The organism is Paraburkholderia sp. JPY465, from assembly GCF_050436725.1.
GTDB classification, from domain to species: domain Bacteria; phylum Pseudomonadota; class Gammaproteobacteria; order Burkholderiales; family Burkholderiaceae; genus Paraburkholderia; species Paraburkholderia youngii.
In genome coordinates this window covers 584,203-602,203 of record NZ_JBNDMT010000003.1, presented here as the reverse complement: position 1 = coordinate 602,203, position 18,001 = coordinate 584,203, and the positions used below count along the sequence as shown (strand labels likewise).

Here is an 18,001-nt window from a genome sequence, read left to right as displayed (position 1 = left end):
CAGCCATCCCCCCGCTACGCCGTAGCACCGCATCAGCACCCGCCGCAAGAACGTACAAGTCCGAGCGCCCGTCAGTCGCTATGCTTCCGAAATCAAGGAGGCTCAGATTGACCGATTCCACCCAAGGCCAGCCCACCCACGGCAGCCATCTCAAAGAATTCGCCGCCGGCGCGCGCGACATCATCCCGATGATGGTCGGTGCCGCGCCGTTTGGCGTCATTTTCGGCACGCTCGTGACGTCGGGCCCGCTGCATCTGTGGCACGGCCAGTTGATGTCGCTCGTCGTCTTCGCGGGCTCCGCGCAGTTCATCGCGCTCGGTCTGATCGCCGGACATGCGAGCTTCGCCGTGATCTGGGCGACCACGCTGGTCGTCAATCTGCGTCACGTGCTGTATAGCGCCACGCTCGCGCCGCACGTCGCGCATCTGCCGAAGCGCTGGCGTTGGGCGCTCGGCGCGCTGCTCACCGACGAAGTCTTCGCGGTCGCGTGGGAGCACTACCGGCATCGTGAGCCGGGCACCGTCGGTCCGTACTACTTCTTCGGCGCCGGCGTCGCGATGTATCTGAACTGGCAGCTGTGGACCGTCGCCGGCCTGCTGTTCGGCGCGGCCTTCCCGGGGCTGCAGTCGCTCGGCCTCGACTTCGCGATGGTCGCGACGTTCATCGCGATCGTCGTGCCGCAACTGGTCGCGCTGCGCTATATCGCGGCGGCCGTCACCGCCGGCACACTGGCATTTTTCTGGCAAGCTTGGCCGTACAAGCTCGGCCTGCTCGGCGCGGTGTTCGCTGGGGTCGCGGTCGGCGTACTGCTGTCGATGTCGCGTCTGAACCCGCGTGGCGCGCGCCGTCCGGTGGAGGCCACGCGATGAACTACGTCGCTCTGATCGTCGGCATGGCCGCGATTACATGGTTGATCCGCGCGGCCGTGTTCGTGCTCGGCGACCGCCTCGTGTTCCCGCCGCTGATGCGCACCGCGCTCAGCTTCGTGCCGGTGACCGTGCTAACCGCGATCATCGTCCCGATGGCCGTGTCGCCGCACGGCAACAACGCCGAGTTGACCTGGCGCAATCCGCAGCTGGTCGGCGCGCTCGCCGCGGTCGTCGTCAGTGCCGCGACGCGCAGGCCGCTGCTGACGATCGCAGTCGGTCTAGTGGTGTTCTTCGTGTGGCAGTGCGTAGTGCTGAAGTAAGCGCGCCCCCTCCCCAGTCGCAGCGAGGCGCGCAAGCGCCCGAAGCACCCCTCCAAAGCCCGCGCCCGTCGCCGGGCCGCCCTCAAGTTTCCCGCCACCCCGCCGATATGCAGTCGAGGTCCGCTCATCGGGAATCGTCCCGTTGGTTACGCGGCAACAGCTTGAAATCGAGCGCGTCGGCAGCCGGCGTCGCGTCGCCTCGGTCCGGAAGTGACCGGGCGATCGTGCCACGGCGTGCCGCGCGCGGCCGCATTAAACGGGATAACACATGGGTCAAATCACCCTGAAACTGAAGGACGAGACCGTCGCGTCGCTGCGCAAAGACTTCGAGGCCTTTTTGCGGGTCTCGCTGAAGCTCGATCCGCAGTTCGCGACGCCGTCGTTCGAAGATTTCTTGCGCGCGAAGCTGCTCGACAACATGGTGCCGCTCACCGAACACGCGGTGCAGCGGATGCTGCAAGGCGGCCAGTACGCTTGGGCCAAACGCACGTTGGACAAAGAGTTTCCCGACGTCGTGTCGATCCTGATGCGCCAGGCGAGCGAGTTCGGCTTCGGTTTCGCGGCGCGCTCGGAATGGACGCCCGAGGAACTCACCAAGCAATGCCGCGACTGGGCCGCCGCGATCGTCAAGGAAGCGGAAGGCGACGCGACGCTGGTCGATCCGCTCGCCTCGCAGATCAAGAGCACGGTGCAGGACATCCAGGCGCTCGAGGAAGTGATGCAGACGCCGGCATGGCGGCTCGTCGAATCGCTGCGCCAACGCGTCTACGAGGCGAAGATCGCGTGCGAGACGAGCGTGGGCAGCACCGCGCGCGAGAAGCTCGGTGAACTGCGCGGGCTGTTGCGGCTCGGCATTTCGCACGGCACGTTTCAGAAGCAGGAAGCGCAGCAGATCATGGAGTATCTGCGGCTATTGAAGCCGGAGATTTTCGTCGAGGAGCCGTACGACGTGTTCTCGCGGCTCGCGGCATGGCTGCGCAATTTCTTCGTGCCGCCGCCTCCGGTCGCGCAGCAACAGCAGCGGCAGCCGCGTTGAGCTGCCACTGACCCGAGCGGCGCTAGCCGCTCAGTCCCACATCTTCCTGAGCTTCGCCGCGATCTCGATCTTCGCCTGCGCTGCGGCGGCAAGCCCCGCCGCGCTCGGCGCGCTCGCCACCGGCACGCGCGGCCACGCGTAGGCGTCGAAAAGCGGCAGCATCGGCGTGGCGATGAAGCGGGTGCGCGACGCCCACACATGGCGGTCGCCCAGATGCGTCTGGTTGTGCACGTAAAAGCGCTGCGGCACGACGATATGCAGGTCTTCCTTCGCGCGCGTCATCGCCACGTAGAGCAGGCGCCGCTCCTCGTCGATTTCCTCGTCGCTACCGGCGCCCAGATCGGACGGAATGCAGCCGTCGACGCCATTCAGCACGAACACGTTGCGCCACTCCTGGCCCTTCGCCGAATGGATCGTCGACAGGATCAGGTAGTCCTCGTCGATCAGCGGCACGCCGGATTCGTCGCTAGTGGCGTCGGGCGGATCGAGCGTCAGTTCGGTCAGGAAGCGCTCTCGCGACGGATACGTGCCCGCGATGCTTTCCATCTGCAGCAGGTCCGCGTGACGGATCGCGGCGTCCTCGTGATTGCGCTCCAGATGCGGTTCGTACCAGCGCCGCACCATCTCGAACTCGGCGGGCCACGGCGTTTGCCGGCCGTACACGCTCGACATCAGCTTGACGAACGGATGCCAGTCTTCCTGCGCCCTTGCGGGCGCCGCAAACGCGGCCAGCACACCGCCCGCGGTCGCGACCGGATCGCCGCCACCCGCGCGCGCGACGATGTCGTCGAGCACCTTCGCCGCGGTGGCCGGACCGACGCCGGGCAGCAGTTGCACGACGCGAAAGCCGGCGACGCGGTCGCGCGGATTCTCGGCCCAGCGCAGCACCGCGAGCACGTCCTTCACATGCACCGAGTCGAGAAATTTGAGCCCGCCGAACTTGACGAACGGAATGTTGCGGCGCGTGAGCTCGATCTCGAGCGCGGCGCTGTGATGCGCGGCGCGAAACAGCACCGCCTGCGACTTCAGCTTCACACCCTGCTCGCGCGCTTCGAGTACCTGCTCGACGACGTAGCGAGCTTGCGCCGCGTCGTCGGCGACCGTGACGAGGCGCGGGCGCTGCGCCGACGCCTTGTCGGTCCACAGATTCTTCGTGTAGCGCTCGCTCGCGAGTTCGATCACCGCGTTCGACGCCGCGAGAATCGGCTCGGTCGAGCGATAGTTGCGCTCGAGCGTGACCTGCTTCGCGGGCGGCTCGAACTGCGTGGGGAAATCGAGGATATTGCGCACGGTCGCGCCGCGAAACGAATAGATCGACTGCGCGTCGTCGCCGACCACGGTCAGGCCGCGGCCGTCCGGCTTCAGCGCGAGCAGGATCGACGCCTGCAGGCGGTTGGTGTCCTGGTATTCGTCGACCAGCACATGGTCGAAGCGCGCCGACAGATCGGCCGCGATGCTGGGCTCGGCGGCCATGTGCGACCAGTAGAGCAACAGATCGTCGTAGTCGAGCACGCTCTGCTTCTGCTTGGCGTCGACGTACGCGGCGAACAGCCGGCGCAGATCGTCTTCCCACTCGCGACACCACGGAAACGCGCTGTCCAACACCTGGCCGAGCGATGCGCCGGTGTTGACGACGCGCGAGTAGATCGCGAAGCAGGTGCCCTTCGCCGGCAAGCGCCGCTCTTTCGCGGACAGTCCGAGCTCGTGGCGCACGAGGTTCATCAGGTCGGCGGAGTCTTCGCGGTCGTTGATCGTGAACGCGGGCGCGAGGCCGATCAGATCCGCGTATTCGCGCAGCAGCCGCGCGCCGACGCTGTGAAACGTGCCCGCCCACGTCAGCCCTTGCGCGAGCGCGGCGCGTGCACCGACGGTGGTAGCCGCGGCGCCGGTGATGCGTGTCACGCGGCGGGTCATTTCGAGCGCCGCGCGGCGCGAAAAGGTCAACAGCAGGATGCGCTGCGGATCGGCGCCCTTCACCACCAGATTGGCGACGCGATGCGCGAGCGTGTTGGTCTTGCCGGAGCCCGCGCCCGCGATCACGAGCAGCGCGCCGGGCAGCGCGTCTGGCGTGTCGGTCCCGTATTCGACGGCTTCGCGTTGAGCGTCGTTGAGCTTGGCGAGCCAGGCGGCGGTATCGAACGACGGAGCGGATTCGGCGACGGTGGACACTGAGCGGTTTTTAACGGGTTGGATGGATTTTCAGGATGCGACGCATACTGTATATCCATACAACCCCATGCGACAAGCGCCCCTTTTTTGGGGTGCCTGCGCGCCGGTCTAAACCGCCCGCTACTGCTTCTTCGCGTCCTTCACGTTGGCATCAGCGGCGGCCTTGTCGGCGTCGGCCTGCGCGTCGGTTTTGGTCTTGTCCGCCTTCGCCTGGGCGACCGCGGCTTTCTTGTCGGCCTTCGCCTGTTCCTTCGCGGCCTTCTTGTCCGCGTGCGTGGCGGGTGCCGAAGCCGGGTCCGCGGTCTGCGCGAATACGGCCGATGACAGGCAAGCCGCGATCAGCGCGGCGTAAATGCGATTTCGGCTGGAACGGTCGATGTTCATTTTGAATTCTCCATGAGGCACAGCTTGCAAAGTGACAGACGCCCGCGGCGGGCGAGCCTCGCCGACCCACGCGCCGCGGCATCCTGCGGGGCTTAGTGCTTGACGTCCGCGCCGTCGGCCTGCGCGGCAGCCTGCCCTTCCATCTCCATCTTCATTTCGTTATTGGCGCTCTGTTTGTCAGCCTTCTGGTTCAGCTTGGCGCCGCGCACCTGCTCCTTGTACTGGTCCTTCGCGGCCTTTTGCTCCGCCTTCAGTTCCGCTTTCGAGGACTTCTTCGCCGCGCGATACTCGGCGCTGGCCTTCGCGTCGGCGTCGCGCTTCTGCACGAGCGGGTCGGTCGAGCCCGAAGCCGTCAGACGTGCCGGCGGCGGCGCGGCGACGCCTTGCGCGGCGGGCGCGCCCGGGACTTGCTGCATGCCTTGCGCCGAAGGCGGCACCTGCATGCCCTGGGCACCGGCCCCGGACTGCGGCGCCATCCCGGCGGCCCCCTGGCTCTGGATCTGCGCCTGACCGCCGATGCCTGTTGACGGCTGCGCGGTCTGCGCGACGGCGGCCGTCGCGGCAAAAGCAGTGAGGGCGGTACCGATCAGGAGCGTACGAATCTGGGTCATGGCAATCCTCTCTAGACTTAGTTGTGATTCGGGCGGACTCTCTGGCGTCGTGAAGACTGATGGTCCACGCGCCCCGCCAGGTCTGTGCGTCGCTGGATGGGTAGCCGGGGAGCGATCCCGGAATACCAGCGGGCTTTGCTGCTGAGGTGCACTTTAGGAGTGAAATCCATCCGGTGCGACCAGCGTTACGGAACGTTTCACTTTCCGACAACTGAATAACATCTACTTTCATTTGCTTGCGTGATGGCTCGCTGGATGCATCCGGAACAGGCGCGACGGCCCGGAGCCGCCGCGCCGCCGTGCACTTGCTTTATGATGCGAACCCCCAACGCGACCCGTGCCCAAGGTGCAAACGCCATGCCCAATCTCAATTTCACGCTGACCGGCGAGTACGTCGAACTGCACAATCTGCTGAAGATCACGGGCCTCGCGGATAGCGGCGGCTCCGCGAAGATGATGGTCGCGGACGGCGCGGTGATGGTCGATGGCCGGGTCGAGACGCGCAAAACCTGCAAGATCCGCGCGGGCCAGGTCGTGCTGCTCGGCGATACGCGGATCGCGGTCCACGAAGGCTGACGCCACTCCGGAAATTCGCAGGACGCCGCGCACCGGAACTGTGCGTTGTCCATCGACATCGCCCGGGCGAGGCAATAAGCTGTCGGTTTCGACAGGTAAACGACGGACCGCGCCACTGGCGAGGAGTCGGCTGACCGGCTCGTCGCCGCGCCGCGGAATTTCCCCGCCCGCTGCGCCACCGCTCCAACGCCCGTCGGAGCGCGGCGCGATGCAATGCGGCGCCGCTCGCGCCCGCCTTTCGCTGTCGCCACTGCTGTTGCCACCGCAGTGGCCAACTTTCGCCGCCAGGCATTCGATGACTCAACCCAGCTTCGCCCACGCGGCCAGCCGGCCGCCGACCCTATCCCGCCACGCGGCCGACACCGCGCGGCTCGCCGCGCCGCTCGCGATCGCGCAACTGTCGCAGATGGCGATGAGCGTGACGGACACGATCCTGCTCGGCTCGCTGGGCCCCGACGCGCTCGCCGCAGGCGGCCTCGGCGCCAACCTCTTTTTCGTCGTCGTCACGCTGCTGCAAGGCGTGCTGACCTCGGTCAGCGTCAGCGTCGCGCACGCGCGCGGCGCGCAGGACGACGGCCGCGTGCCGCATATCTACTGGACCGGTTTCCTGCTTTCCGTGCTGCTGGCGGTGCCCGCGTTCATCCTGTTGTCGTTCGCGTCGCACATCCTGCTCGCGTTCGGCGAGCCGGGCCTGCTCGCGCACAACGTCGGCCAATACGCGGCGGTGCTGCGCTGGGGCGCGCCCGCGAGCCTGATCGGCGTCGGCCTGATGCGCTCGTTCCTGCCGGCGATCGGCGCGGCGCGGCGGCTGCTGTGGGTGTCGATCGTGAGCGTCGGCGTGAACGGCTTCCTGAACTACGGGCTGATTCACGGCGCGTATGGGCTGCCGCGGCTCGGCTTTCTCGGCTCGGCGGCCGCGACCACGATCACCGTGTGGCTGACTGCGCTCGTGCTGATGGCGCTGCTTCATCTGCGGCCGCGCTTCCGGCATTTCGTCGTCGCGACGCGGCCGAAGCTGCCGCTGATGGGCGAGCTGTTCGGCATCGGCTGGCCGGTCGCGATCACCTACGGCGTCGAGTCGACGCTGTTCCTTGCCACCGGTCTGATGGTCGGCCTGCTCGGCGAATCGCAACTCGCCGCGCATCAGATCGCGCTGAACGTCGCGTCGGTCGCGTTCATGGTGCCGCTGTCGATCGGCCAGGCGGCCAATGTGCGGGTCGGCTACTGGGCCGGCGCCGGTCAGCCGCTCGCCGCGCGCCACGCGGGCTTCGTCGCGCTCGCGCTCGGCGTCGGCTTCATGTCGATGTCGGGTCTCGTGCTGATCACCGCGCCGCATTGGATCGTCGGGCTGTATCTGCATCTCGACGATCCGGCCAACGCGCCGACCATCGCGCTCGCCAGTTCGCTGCTCGGCGTGGCGGCGATCTTCCAGATCGTCGACGGGATGCAGGCGGTAGGCTCCGGCTGTCTGCGCGGCCTGAAAGACACCCGCATCCCGATGATCGCCGCCGCATTCGGCTACTGGGTGATCGGTTTTCCGACCGGCTATCTGCTCGCGTTTCGCGCCGGCCTCGGCGCGCGCGGCTTGTGGTGGGGGCTCGCCGCAGGCCTCGCGAGCGTCGCGCTGCTGATGACGCTGCGTTTTCACAAGCTGAGCGGGCGGCAGCCGCCGACGGTGGCATCGGCCACACCGCCCGCGCACTCGGTCTGAGCAGTAGCGGCAAGCCTCGCTCCTGAAGCACTCCCTGTAAAAGGTAAAATGCCCGCCGCTGCACGCGAGCGCTAACCCGCGCTCATGCCACGAACCGCACGACGGCGCGCCTCACGAAGGCAGGCGCCGGACTGGCGCCGCCGGGACACCCCACCATTGCCCGCGACGCGTGCGGCTCCGACTGGCCGCCCGCGTCTGCCGCGCTTTCGCCACGGCGCTTGCCGTAGCCGCTTCACCCGCTTCACCGTGCTTCGGCGCGGCGAACGCCGCAACGCCGGCCGACACCCGGCCGCGCCGCGGCCCCCGCTTTCTCGCGATACAACATAACCAAGGACCACCCCCCCATGCTTGCCCGCGTCACCCGCCTGTTTCCGCTCTGGGCCGTGCTCGTCTCGGTCGCCGCGTACTTCTCGCCGGCCTCGTTTTCCGGCGTCGCACCGCACGTCACCACGCTCCTCACGATCATCATGCTGGCGATGGGCGTCACGCTGTCGGCCGGCGATTTCCTGCGCGTGTTCACGCGCCCCGCGCCGGTGATCGCCGGCATCGTGCTGCACTACCTCGTGATGCCGCTCGCCGCATGGGTCATCGCGAAGGCGCTGCGCATGCCGCCCGACCTGACCGCCGGCATGGTGCTGGTCGGCAGCGTCGCGAGCGGCACCGCGTCGAACGTGATGATTTATCTCGCGCGCGGCGACGTCGCGTTGTCGGTGACGATCAGCGCGCTGTCGACGCTCGTCGGCGTATTCGCGACGCCGCTGCTCACGCGCCTTTACGTCGACGCGTCGATCTCTGTCGATGTGCACGGCATGCTGATGAGCATCCTGCAGATCGTCGCGCTGCCGATCGTCGTCGGTCTCGTCGTCAATCATCTGTTCGGCAAGCTGGTGCGCAAGATCGAACCGATCCTGCCGCTCGTGTCGATGGTCGCGATCGTCCTGATCATCGGCGCGGTGGTGGGCGGCACGCAGAAGAGCATCGCGTCGGTGGGCTTCCTCGTGATGATCGGCGTCGTGCTGCACAACGGTATCGGCCTGCTCGGCGGCTACTGGGGCGGCCGTCTGCTCGGTTTCGACGAAGCCGTCTGCCGTACGCTCGCGATCGAAGTCGGCATGCAGAACTCCGGCCTCGCCGCGACGCTCGGCAAGCTCTACTTCACGCCGATCGCCGCGCTGCCGGGCGCGCTGTTCTCGGTCTGGCACAACCTGTCGGGCTCGCTGCTCGCGGGCGTGTGGGCGGGCCGACCGGCGAAAGGCTCGACCCATCCCGAGGGCGAGCGCGCGCTGCACGCCGAGCGCGTCTGATACGGCGTTCGCGCGCCGTGGTTCGTAGCAGGTGATGGATCACCGAACCGCGGTGCCCGCGCGACCAACGCGCGGCACTCCGCTGCGTTTGCCGACGTACGCGGAACCCGCGCCCCAATTCCCTTAGAATGGTTTTCTCGACAGCGTGCACAGGCCTGCGCTGTCGCCACGCGAAAAGCTTGCAAAACAAGGGGAAAACAGCGTGCAGGGCCAATTCGAACAACATAGGCGGGCCGCGCGCCGCCGCTCGATAGTCAGCACAACGAGGCAACTCTTCCTGCTCTGCTGCGCGGCGGCATTTTTGACCGCCTGCGCGACGAAGCCGCCCGCCACCGCGTTCGACCGCCAGGTCACGCACGCGCTGCCGGCCACCGCCGACACGCCGCTGCGCGAAGCGCTCGCGCCGCTCGAGGCGAAGCATCCGGAGCAGTCGGGTTTCCGCGTGCTGGCGAACGGCACCGACGCGCTGCAAATGCGCATCGCGCTCGCGCGCGCGGCGACCAAAACCCTCGACATGCAGTACTACATTGCCAACGAGGACACCACCGGCAAGCTGCTGCTCGGCGCCGCGTTATATGCGGCCGATCACGGCGTGCGGGTGCGCATGCTGGTCGACGATCTGAACTTCAAGGACATCGACAGCATCATGGCGGGCCTGGATACGCACCAGAACATCGAGATCCGCGTGTTCAACCCGTTCGGCAGCGCGCAGGAAGGCTTGTTCGAGCGCACCGCGAACGTGTTCACGCAGATCGGCCACTTCACGCGCCGCATGCACAACAAGGCGATGATCGCGGACAACCAGCTCGCGATCGTCGGCGGGCGCAATCTGGGCGACGAGTACTTCAGCGCGAGCGAAACGCTGCAGTTCCGCGATCTCGACGTGCTCGCGGCGGGCCCGATCGTCGCCGACGTCTCCGCGAGTTTCGACGACTACTGGAACAGCGACCTCGCCTATCCGCTGCGCGCGCTGAACAAGCAGAAGTTCGATCAGAACGAACTCGACCAGACGCGCGACGACCTGCGCCATCACTGGCGCACCAACGCCGATCCGTACAACGCGAAACCGCTGAACGCGACGCCGCTCGCCGCGCAGATCACGAGCGAGCAGCTCGGCCTCACGTGGGCGCGCGCGGAATTCAGGGTGGACCTGCCGGAGAAGATCGAGCATCCGTCGCCAGACTACGTGAGCCCGCCGCTCGCGCGGCTGCGCGAACTGATGCGCGACGCGCAGCACGACTTCCTGATCGTGTCGCCCTACTTCGTGCCGCATGCCTCTGGCGTGCAGGCGGCCAGCGAGCTCACGCATCGCGGCATCCGTATCGCGGTGCTGACCAACTCGCTCGCGGCCACCGACGCAGTCGCCGTGCAGGCCGGCTACAGTCCGTTTCGCGTGCCGCTGCTCAAGGCTGGCGTCGAGCTGTACGAATTCAGGCCGCGCCAGGAAACGCCGAACGTGTGGCTGGTCGGCTCCCGTTCGCGCGCGAGCCTGCATGCGAAGACCTACGTGATCGACCACCAGATACTTGTGATCGGCTCGATGAACCTCGATCCGCGCTCGGCCAATCTGAACACCGAGCTGCTGCTCGTGATCCACAGCCCCGAACTCGCGAATCAGGTCGCGAAGATCTTCGAGCGTGCAACGCAGCCGGACCAGAGCTACCGCGTGACGCTCGCCGACTCTGCCCAGCTCGCCTATCTGCGCTCGATCGGCGCGCCGCTGTCGCCGCTCGTCTGGACCGACGTCGAGAACGGCGAGACACGCACCTACATTTTCGATCCGCAGGCCGGTTTTTACCGGAATGCGCTAACCGGTCTATTCTCCTTATTGCCTGTCAACTCGGAACTTTGAGAAGCGGAGTCAACCATGACTGAAGACGTACGGATGGAGCGCGACACCTTCGGCGAAATCGCGGTGCCGAACGCTCGCCTGTGGGGCGCGCAGACGCAGCGCTCGCTGCAGAACTTCAAGATCTCGACGGAAAAGCAGTCGCCCGAACTGATCACCGCGCTCGCGGTGATCAAGCGCGCGGCCGCCGAGGTCAACCTCGGCCTCGGGGTGCTCGACGAGCAGAAGGCCCGCGCGATCATGCAGGCGGCCGACGAGATCATCGACGGCAAGCATCCGGGTGAATTTCCGCTCGCGGTCTGGCAGACCGGCTCGGGCACGCAGACCAACATGAACCTGAACGAGGTGATCGCGAACCGCGCGAGCGAGCTGCTCGGCGGCGAGCGCGGCGAAGCGCGCAAGGTGCATCCGAACGATGACGTGAATCGCGGACAGTCGTCGAACGACGTATTTCCGACCGCGATGCACGTGGCCGCCGCGGACGCGATCGTCAAGCATCTGCTGCCCGCGCTGAAAACGTTGCGCGATACGCTCGACGCCAAGGCGAAAGCATTCACCGATATCGTCAAGATCGGCCGCACGCACCTGCAGGACGCGACGCCGCTCACGCTCGGCCAGGAATTCTCCGGCTATGTCGCGCAGCTCGAGCACGGCATCCGGCACGTCGAGTCGGCGCTGCCGCATCTGTACGAACTCGCGCAGGGCGGCACCGCGGTCGGCACGGGACTGAACGCGCATCCGAAGTTCGCCGACAGCGTCGCCGCCGCGATCGGCAAGCTGACCGGTTTGCCGTTCGTGTCGGCGCCGAACAAGTTCGAGGTGATGGCGGCCGCCGATGCGCTGGTATTCGCGCACGGCGCGCTCAAAACGGTGGCGGCGAGCCTGAACAAGATCGCCAACGACATCCGCTGGCTCGCGAGCGGCCCGCGCTGCGGTCTCGGCGAGCTGTCGATCCCCGAAAACGAGCCGGGCAGCTCGATCATGCCGGGCAAGGTCAATCCGACCCAGTCCGAAGCGCTGACGATGCTGTGCGCACAGGTGTTCGGCAATGACGTCGCGGTGAACATCGGCGGCGCGAGCGGCAACTTCGAGCTGAACGTGTTCCGTCCGATGATCGCGCACAACGTGCTGCAGTCGGTGCGGCTGCTCGCCGACGGTGCGCAGAGCTTCAACGACAACTGCGCGGTCGGCATCGAGCCGAATCACGAGCGCATCGATACCTTGCTGAACGAATCGCTGATGCTGGTGACGGCGCTCAATCCGCACATCGGCTACGACAAGGCCGCGCAGATCGCGAAAAAGGCGCACAAGGAAGGCACGACGCTGAAGGCGTCCGCACTGGCGCTCGGCTATGTCACCGAGCAGCAGTTCGACGAGTGGGTGCGACCGAAGGATATGGTCGGACGCACGGCATGATGATGCGCGAGGCGGCGTGACAGAAGGCGCGAGAAACGGGCGCAGCGCCCGCCGCCCTGCCGCCCCACCGCGCTCAGATCTTTCCCTGCGCGACTTCTTCCGGCTTGAGCTCGACGATCGCGTCGAGCGCTTCCTTCACGTCCATCGCGTACTTGGCGAGGCGCTTCTGCTCCTCGGTCTCGGGCAAGAAAGCGGGTACCGGCACCGGATGGCCGTTCTCGTTGACGGCGACCATCACGACCAGACAGTCGGTGGTTTGCCGCAGTTCGCCGCCCTTCGGGTCGCCCGCATGCACCGACACGTGGATGTGCATGCTGGTGCGGCCCGTCGCGACGACGCGCGCGCAGCTCTACCAGATTGCCGACGAGAATCGGCCGACGAAAACGGATATTGCCGACGCTGACCGTCACGCAATAGCGCCCCGACCATACCGCCGCGCATGCGTAGGCGGTTTCGTCGATCCACTTCATCAGCGCGCCGCCGTGCACCTTGCCGCCGAAGTTGACCGAGGTCGGCTCGGCGAGAAAGCGGAAGGTGGTTTCCGAACGGTCCAGCGGTGCGGTGGGAACAGTGCTCATCTTGACTCCGGTCAATCGGATGCATTGAAAGGAGGCGATTATACGAGCGCAATATTGCGCGCGGCGCGGCGTCGCATGGAACACGCCGCGCGCGGCACGCCGAGGGGCCGGTGGTCGGCCTAATTGTGGATGGTGATCCCTTGGTCGATGGTGCCGTACATGCTGATGCTGCCGCTGCCGGCCGAGCCCGAGCCGGCTCCGCCCCCTGCGCAGGCGGTGAACAGCAGAACCGTCGCGGCGACGGCCAGAAGCGTTTTCATCACATCGTATTCCTGCAAGAACAGGCTTCGATTCTAGCCTGGCGGCACGAGACGGCGCGGGAACGCGGGCGAGCGTGACACCTCCGTCACATTGATTGTTCACGCAAAGCTGAAACATCGAATACCGGATGCGCGTAGAGTGGAAATCGTGGCGGCGCCCTTTGCCGCCCCTTCAGGAGACGCGCCATGACCGCCCCCCTCTTAGACGACCAGAACCACTTCCCCGGCCTGAGCCGCATCGGCGCGCTACTCGCCGATCCCGGCCGCGCCGCGATGCTGTGGGCGCTGATGGACGGCAGCGCGCGCCCCGCGGGCGAACTGACGATGATCGCGGGGCTGTCGCCATCGGCGGCGAGCGCCCATCTCGGACGGCTTACCGACGGCGGGCTGCTCGCGCTCGAAGTGCGCGGCCGGCATCGCTATTTCCGGATCGCGTCGGCGGATATCGCCGCCTCGATCGAAGCACTCGCGAACGTCGCGCAAGTCAGCGCGCCGCAGCGCTCCGTGCCGCGTCCGGCACGCACCGTGCCGGTGGAAATGCGCTTTGCGCGCACCTGCTACGACCACATGGCGGGCGAGCTGTCGGTGCGGATGTTCGAGCGCATGCTCGAGCGCGGGCTGCTGACGCAAAACGGCGAATCGCTCGAAGCGACCGCTCAGGGCGCCGCCCGCTTCGCCGACTGGGGCATCGACCTCGCCGCGCAGAAGACCCGGCGGCGGCGCTTCGCGTGCACCTGCCTCGATTGGAGCATGCGCCGGCCGCATCTGGGCGGCGCGCTCGGCGCGGCGTTGCTCGACGCGTGGTCGGCGCATGGCTGGGTCGAGCGGACCGAGCGGCCTCGCGTTCTGCGCGTCACGCCAGCCGGTCATCAGCAATTCGATGCGTTTTTGACCCGATAGGCCGCTGAACTGACGGTGCCGGCGGAGCCGCGAGACCCGCGCGAGACCCGCGCGAGACCTTTTGTTACAGGCGAGCGAATCCACCTTACAAAGGTGCGGGCCTTGAAACATAGGCGGCAGGTACAGTGACTGAACGGACTCGGCCGATTGCCGCGTCCGTCGGAGATCAGTCATGACACACGCCAAGCAACCCATACGGCAAGCCGGGATTCATCGCCGGATCAGCGGCTATACGCTGATCGCGTCCGCTGTCGTCGCGCTCGCTGCGCAAACCGCTCTCGCACAGGAAGCGCCACCTGCGCCACCCGCCGCGGTAGCCGTCGGGTCGGGCGGCGAACCGTCGGGGGGCGATCCTCCTGGGCGCATCGCGCGTCTGAACTACACTGCCGGCGCAGTGACCACCGAGCCAGCCGGCGCAACCGACTGGTCGTATGCGCAGATCAACCGGCCGCTGACGACCGGCGACCAGCTGTGGAACGACCAGAATGCACGTTCCGAACTGCACATTGGCTCGACCGCGGTGCGCCTCGGCCAGAACACGAGCCTCGACGTGCTCAATCTCGACGATACGACCGCGCAACTGAAAGTCGCGCAAGGCACGCTGTCGACCCGCGTGCGCGAACTCGCGCCGGGGTCGTCGTATGAAATCGACACGCCGAACCTTGCGCTCGGCGTGAACGGTCCCGGCGACTACCGCGTCGACGTCGCGCCCGACGGCAGCAGCACGACCGTCACCGTGCGCAGCGGCAGCGCGATTGCGTACGGCGACGGCGGCCAGGTGCCGGTCGCGGCGGGCCAGCAGATCCGCTTTGCCGGCACCGACCTGCAGCAGCTCGCCGACAGCCGCGCGCCCGCTGCCGACGAACTCGACCAGTGGGCCGCCAGTCGCGACGCCACCGAAGACCGCTCGCTGTCGGCGCGCTACGTGTCGCGCGACATCCCCGGCTACGAGGATCTCGATGCCAACGGCACATGGCGCGAGACGCCGCAGTACGGCGCAGTGTGGGTGCCGAACGCGACGCCGGCCGGCTGGGCGCCGTATCACGACGGCCGCTGGGTCTGGCAGGCGCCTTGGGGTTGGACCTGGGTCGACGACCAGCCTTGGGGATTCGCGCCGTACCACTACGGCCGCTGGGCTGACATCGACGGCACGTGGGCCTGGGTGCCCGGTCCGCTCGAAGCGGACGTGGCGCCGGCCTATGCGCCGGCGCTGGTCGCGTTCGTCGGTGATGACGGCGGCGGCGCCGACTGGGGTGTCAACCTGGCGGTCGGCGGCGTCATCGCGGCGGGGGTCGCGTGGTTTCCGCTCGGGCCGGGCGAGCCGTGGCATCCACATTGGCGCGGTCACGATCGCTGGAGCGCCGGGTATTACAACCGCGTGAACCGCACGTCGATCTTCAACGACTACCACCGCAACGTGAACACGTACGTGAACTATCGCGTGCCGGGCTGTGTGACGGCCGTGCCGGCGACCGCGTTCGTGCACGGTCAGCCGGTCCGACGCTTCTCGCAGAAAGTCGACCCGGCGCAGTGGCGCAACGCGCGGATCAATCCGGGTGCACCGGGGATCGCGCCGGTGCGCGAAAGCTTCGGGTCGGATCTGCGGCGCGCGAACTATCGGCCACCGGCGAGCGTCGTCGGCCGGCCCGTAGTCGCGACCCGCAATCCCGTCATGCCCGCTGCTTATCACGACGAACTCGCGCAACGCTTCGCGCAAAGCGGCGGTCGAGTGCCCGGCGGCGGCCAGCCGGTCGTGCGCACCTCGGTGCCCGCGCATATGACCGGCGCTCCGGGCGCGCTGCCGATGGCGAATGTGCGGGTCGTGCAATCGCACGTGCCGGGACGTCCGCCGGGGATGGCGGCGGGTGCGCCTGGTACGCCAGGCGCAATCGGCGGCAACGCGCCGCATGGCGTCGAGCAGGCCGGTCAGCGGCCCGGTGAAGCTGGCGCCGTGAGGCCGCGTGGCGAAGCGCCTCCGCAAGCGCGCGCGGGCATGCCGCCGCAGATGATCGGCAACGCGCGTCCGCCGCAGCCTGGAGAGAGCGGGTTCGCGGGCAATCTGGGCCATCCGTCGAACGGAGTGCCGCGGCCGCCGCAAGCAGGCGGCGGTAATCCGGCCGACGCGGCGGCGCACGCACGGCAGCATGGCGCGCCGCAGGAATGGGGTGCGGTCGGTCGGTCTCAGCCCGCATGGACGCAGCCGCATACGCCGACGGCGCAGCAGGCGCCGCGCATCGAACAGTCCGGCCGTCCGCAGCAGCCGAGCGTCGCGCCGCAGTCCGGTGTGCCGCATCCACCGGAAAACCCGTCCGCGCAGCAACAGGCGCGTGGGTCGAACTGGCATCCGCCTGCGATGCAACAGGTGCCGCGCGCCGTCGCGCCGCAGCAACCGCGTGCCGAACCACAAATGCAGCAGGCGCAACAGCCGCATTTCGAACCGCGTCCGCAGCCGATGCCGCAAGCCCCTCGGCCCGAGCCGCAGTTGCAGCAGGCGCAGCAGCCGCATTTCGAGCCGCGTCCGCAGCCGATGCCGCAAGTTCCTCGGCCCCAGCCGCAATTCCAGCAGGCCCAGCAGCCACATTTCGAGCCGCGTCCACAGCCAATGCCGATGCCGCAAGCCCGGCCAGAGCCGCGTCCGCAGATGCAGATGCAGCAGCCGCGCCCCGAACCGCGGCCCCAGCCAGTGCAACAGCCCCGTGCGCAACCCCAGCCGCAACCGCAACACGTCGAGCAGCACCAGGGCGGCGGCAATCGCGACGACCATCACAGGAGCTGAGCAGGACACCTGCCGTTGCGACAAAAAAGCCCCGCGATGCAAACCATCGCGGGGCTTTTCTACATTCGACGGGGGCGAACGCTAGCGCCCCGCTTCCACCGGCATCAGATCGCCATTGGCGCTGTCAGCGGCTCGTGATGCTGATAGCCGATCAGCGAGAAATCCGCCGGCTCGATCTTCTCGAGCCATTCCGGCTCGTACACGCCGGTCTTCGCGTAGTCGGGCACGCGATCGGAAATCGCGAGCCGCGGCCTCTCGTACGGCTCGCGCTTGAGCTGCTGGTGCAGCATATCGAGCTGATTCTCGTAGATGTGCGCATCGCCGATGAAATAGCTGAACCAGCGCGGCGTATAGCCCGTCAAGCGTCCGACCAGATGCAGCAGCGCCGCGCCCTCCGTCAGATTGAACGGCGTGCCGAGCCCGACGTCGTTGCTGCGGATATACAGGCACAGCGAAATTTCGCGGCGCGTAACGTTCGGTAGAAACTGGTACAGCAGATGGCAAGCCGGCAGCGCGATCTGATCGAGCACGGCCGGATTCCAGGCATGGAACAGAATCCGTCGATCGGCGGGGTTCTGCATGATGGTGTCGAGACACTGGCGCAGTTGATCGATCGCCTTGTAAAGCAGCACCTTCGAACGGCCATCTTCGTCGAACTGCGTGATCACGCGAAAACCGCGCGCTTGCGCGTCGGCCAGCTGCGCGCTCGCGCTGGCGTCGAGCACCTTGTAGGCGGGCCACTTGCGCCATTGCACGCCGTACACGTCACCGAGATCATCCGGGCCCTCGCGATACGGATTGGCGAGCCACTGCGCGTTCTGATTCGCGTTGCCGTCCCACACCTTGCAGCCGAGCTCGCGGAAGTCCGCGGCGCTGCGCGAAGCGCGCAGAAACCCGACCAGCTCGCCGATCGCCGACTTGAACGCGAGCTTCTTCGTCGTGACCGCGGGAAAGCCTTGCTGCAGATCGAAGCGCAGCATCGCGCCGGGCATGCTGATGGTGCGGATGCCGGTGCGGTTTTCCTGCCACGTGCCGGTGTCGAGAATCGTGCGGACGAGGTCCAGGTATTGTTTCATGCGGTTTCCTTCGACGCGGCGCGAACCCGATCAGGCGCGCTCACGGAATTGAGCAAAGCCCGATTCTAACAAGCGCGACCGGACGACGCCGGGGCATGGCGCGCCGCCTGGGAAATATCGAGGGGGAATATCAGACGGAAAGGAAAACCACGCGGTACACGATAGA

The 18,001-nt window shown here is 67.2% G+C and carries 15 protein-coding genes and 1 pseudogene; 10 read left to right on the top strand and 6 right to left on the bottom strand.

The genetic code is table 11. The features are described from left to right. Positions 1-107 precede the first annotated feature (107 nt). From QFZ94_RS17375 to QFZ94_RS17365, 3 genes are all read left to right on the top strand, one after another. Positions 108-869 (top strand): AzlC family ABC transporter permease, encoded by a 762-nt coding sequence (locus QFZ94_RS17375; RefSeq protein WP_368586551.1) that lies wholly within the window; start codon positions 108-110, stop codon positions 867-869. Further along, positions 866-1,189, top strand: a complete 324-nt coding sequence (locus tag QFZ94_RS17370) for an AzlD domain-containing protein (protein WP_429458429.1) — start codon at positions 866-868, stop codon at positions 1,187-1,189. The genes QFZ94_RS17375 and QFZ94_RS17370 overlap by 4 nt, the downstream gene beginning before the upstream one ends. 268 nt (positions 1,190-1,457) lie before the next feature. Further along, positions 1,458-2,225, top strand: coding sequence for a DUF4088 family protein (locus QFZ94_RS17365; protein WP_176105434.1), 768 nt, complete (start codon positions 1,458-1,460; stop codon positions 2,223-2,225). A 30-nt stretch (positions 2,226-2,255) separates the two neighbouring features. On the opposite strand, the gene QFZ94_RS17360 is transcribed toward QFZ94_RS17365, so the two are convergent. The 3 genes from QFZ94_RS17360 to QFZ94_RS17350 all read right to left on the bottom strand — a co-directional run bounded on the left by QFZ94_RS17360 (position 2,256) and on the right by QFZ94_RS17350 (position 5,389). Next, the gene (locus tag QFZ94_RS17360; protein ID WP_429458427.1) at positions 2,256-4,394 is read right to left on the bottom strand and encodes an ATP-dependent helicase; all 2,139 of its coding nucleotides are present in this window, start codon (positions 4,392-4,394) and stop codon (positions 2,256-2,258) included. A gap of 120 nt (positions 4,395-4,514) precedes the next feature. After that, entirely contained in the window at positions 4,515-4,778 is a 264-nt protein-coding gene (locus QFZ94_RS17355) for a hypothetical protein (RefSeq protein WP_410849580.1), read from the bottom strand. A 92-nt stretch (positions 4,779-4,870) separates the two neighbouring features. Beyond that, a complete protein-coding gene (locus tag QFZ94_RS17350) occupies positions 4,871-5,389 on the bottom strand; it encodes a hypothetical protein (protein ID WP_429458425.1) in 519 nt (172 codons plus the stop codon). 357 nt (positions 5,390-5,746) lie between these two features. Here QFZ94_RS17350 and QFZ94_RS17345 point away from each other — a divergent pair, with 357 nt between their 5' ends. From QFZ94_RS17345 to fumC, 5 genes are all read left to right on the top strand, one after another. Then, positions 5,747-5,965, top strand: coding sequence for an RNA-binding S4 domain-containing protein (locus QFZ94_RS17345; protein ID WP_013090085.1), 219 nt, complete (start codon positions 5,747-5,749; stop codon positions 5,963-5,965). A 295-nt stretch (positions 5,966-6,260) separates the two neighbouring features. Next, positions 6,261-7,676: an MATE family efflux transporter gene (locus tag QFZ94_RS17340; protein ID WP_410849581.1), complete on the top strand. Its 1,416-nt coding sequence runs from the start codon at positions 6,261-6,263 to the stop codon at positions 7,674-7,676. Between the two features lie 344 nt (positions 7,677-8,020). Then, positions 8,021-8,980: a ketopantoate/pantoate/pantothenate transporter PanS gene (panS, locus tag QFZ94_RS17335; RefSeq protein WP_410849582.1), complete on the top strand. Its 960-nt coding sequence runs from the start codon at positions 8,021-8,023 to the stop codon at positions 8,978-8,980. A 250-nt stretch (positions 8,981-9,230) separates the two neighbouring features. Next, positions 9,231-10,832, top strand: coding sequence for a phospholipase D family protein (locus tag QFZ94_RS17330; protein ID WP_429461842.1), 1,602 nt, complete (start codon positions 9,231-9,233; stop codon positions 10,830-10,832). A gap of 15 nt (positions 10,833-10,847) precedes the next feature. Next, complete coding sequence (gene fumC / locus QFZ94_RS17325) at positions 10,848-12,245, top strand: class II fumarate hydratase (RefSeq protein WP_368586558.1); 1,398 nt, start codon at positions 10,848-10,850, stop codon at positions 12,243-12,245. A 73-nt stretch (positions 12,246-12,318) separates the two neighbouring features. Here fumC and QFZ94_RS17320 read toward each other — a convergent pair. Together QFZ94_RS17320 and QFZ94_RS17315 are read right to left on the bottom strand one after the other, a co-directional pair. Continuing rightward, a pseudogene (locus QFZ94_RS17320) lies at positions 12,319-12,823 on the bottom strand (acyl-CoA thioesterase). Positions 12,824-12,942: 119 nt separating this feature from the next. Next, a complete protein-coding gene (locus QFZ94_RS17315; protein WP_368586560.1) occupies positions 12,943-13,083 on the bottom strand; it encodes a hypothetical protein in 141 nt (46 codons plus the stop codon). 186 nt (positions 13,084-13,269) lie between these two features. Here QFZ94_RS17315 and QFZ94_RS17310 point away from each other — a divergent pair, with 186 nt between their 5' ends. Further along, entirely contained in the window at positions 13,270-13,983 is a 714-nt protein-coding gene (locus tag QFZ94_RS17310) for an ArsR/SmtB family transcription factor (protein WP_368586561.1), read from the top strand. 172 nt (positions 13,984-14,155) lie between these two features. Continuing rightward, complete coding sequence (locus QFZ94_RS17305) at positions 14,156-16,759, top strand: DUF6600 domain-containing protein (RefSeq protein ID WP_429458421.1); 2,604 nt, start codon at positions 14,156-14,158, stop codon at positions 16,757-16,759. Positions 16,760-16,863: 104 nt separating this feature from the next. Here the strand turns inward: QFZ94_RS17305 and QFZ94_RS17300 are convergent, their stop codons facing one another. Continuing rightward, complete coding sequence (locus QFZ94_RS17300; RefSeq protein WP_429458419.1) at positions 16,864-17,835, bottom strand: thymidylate synthase; 972 nt, start codon at positions 17,833-17,835, stop codon at positions 16,864-16,866. Positions 17,836-18,001: the final 166 nt, after the last annotated feature.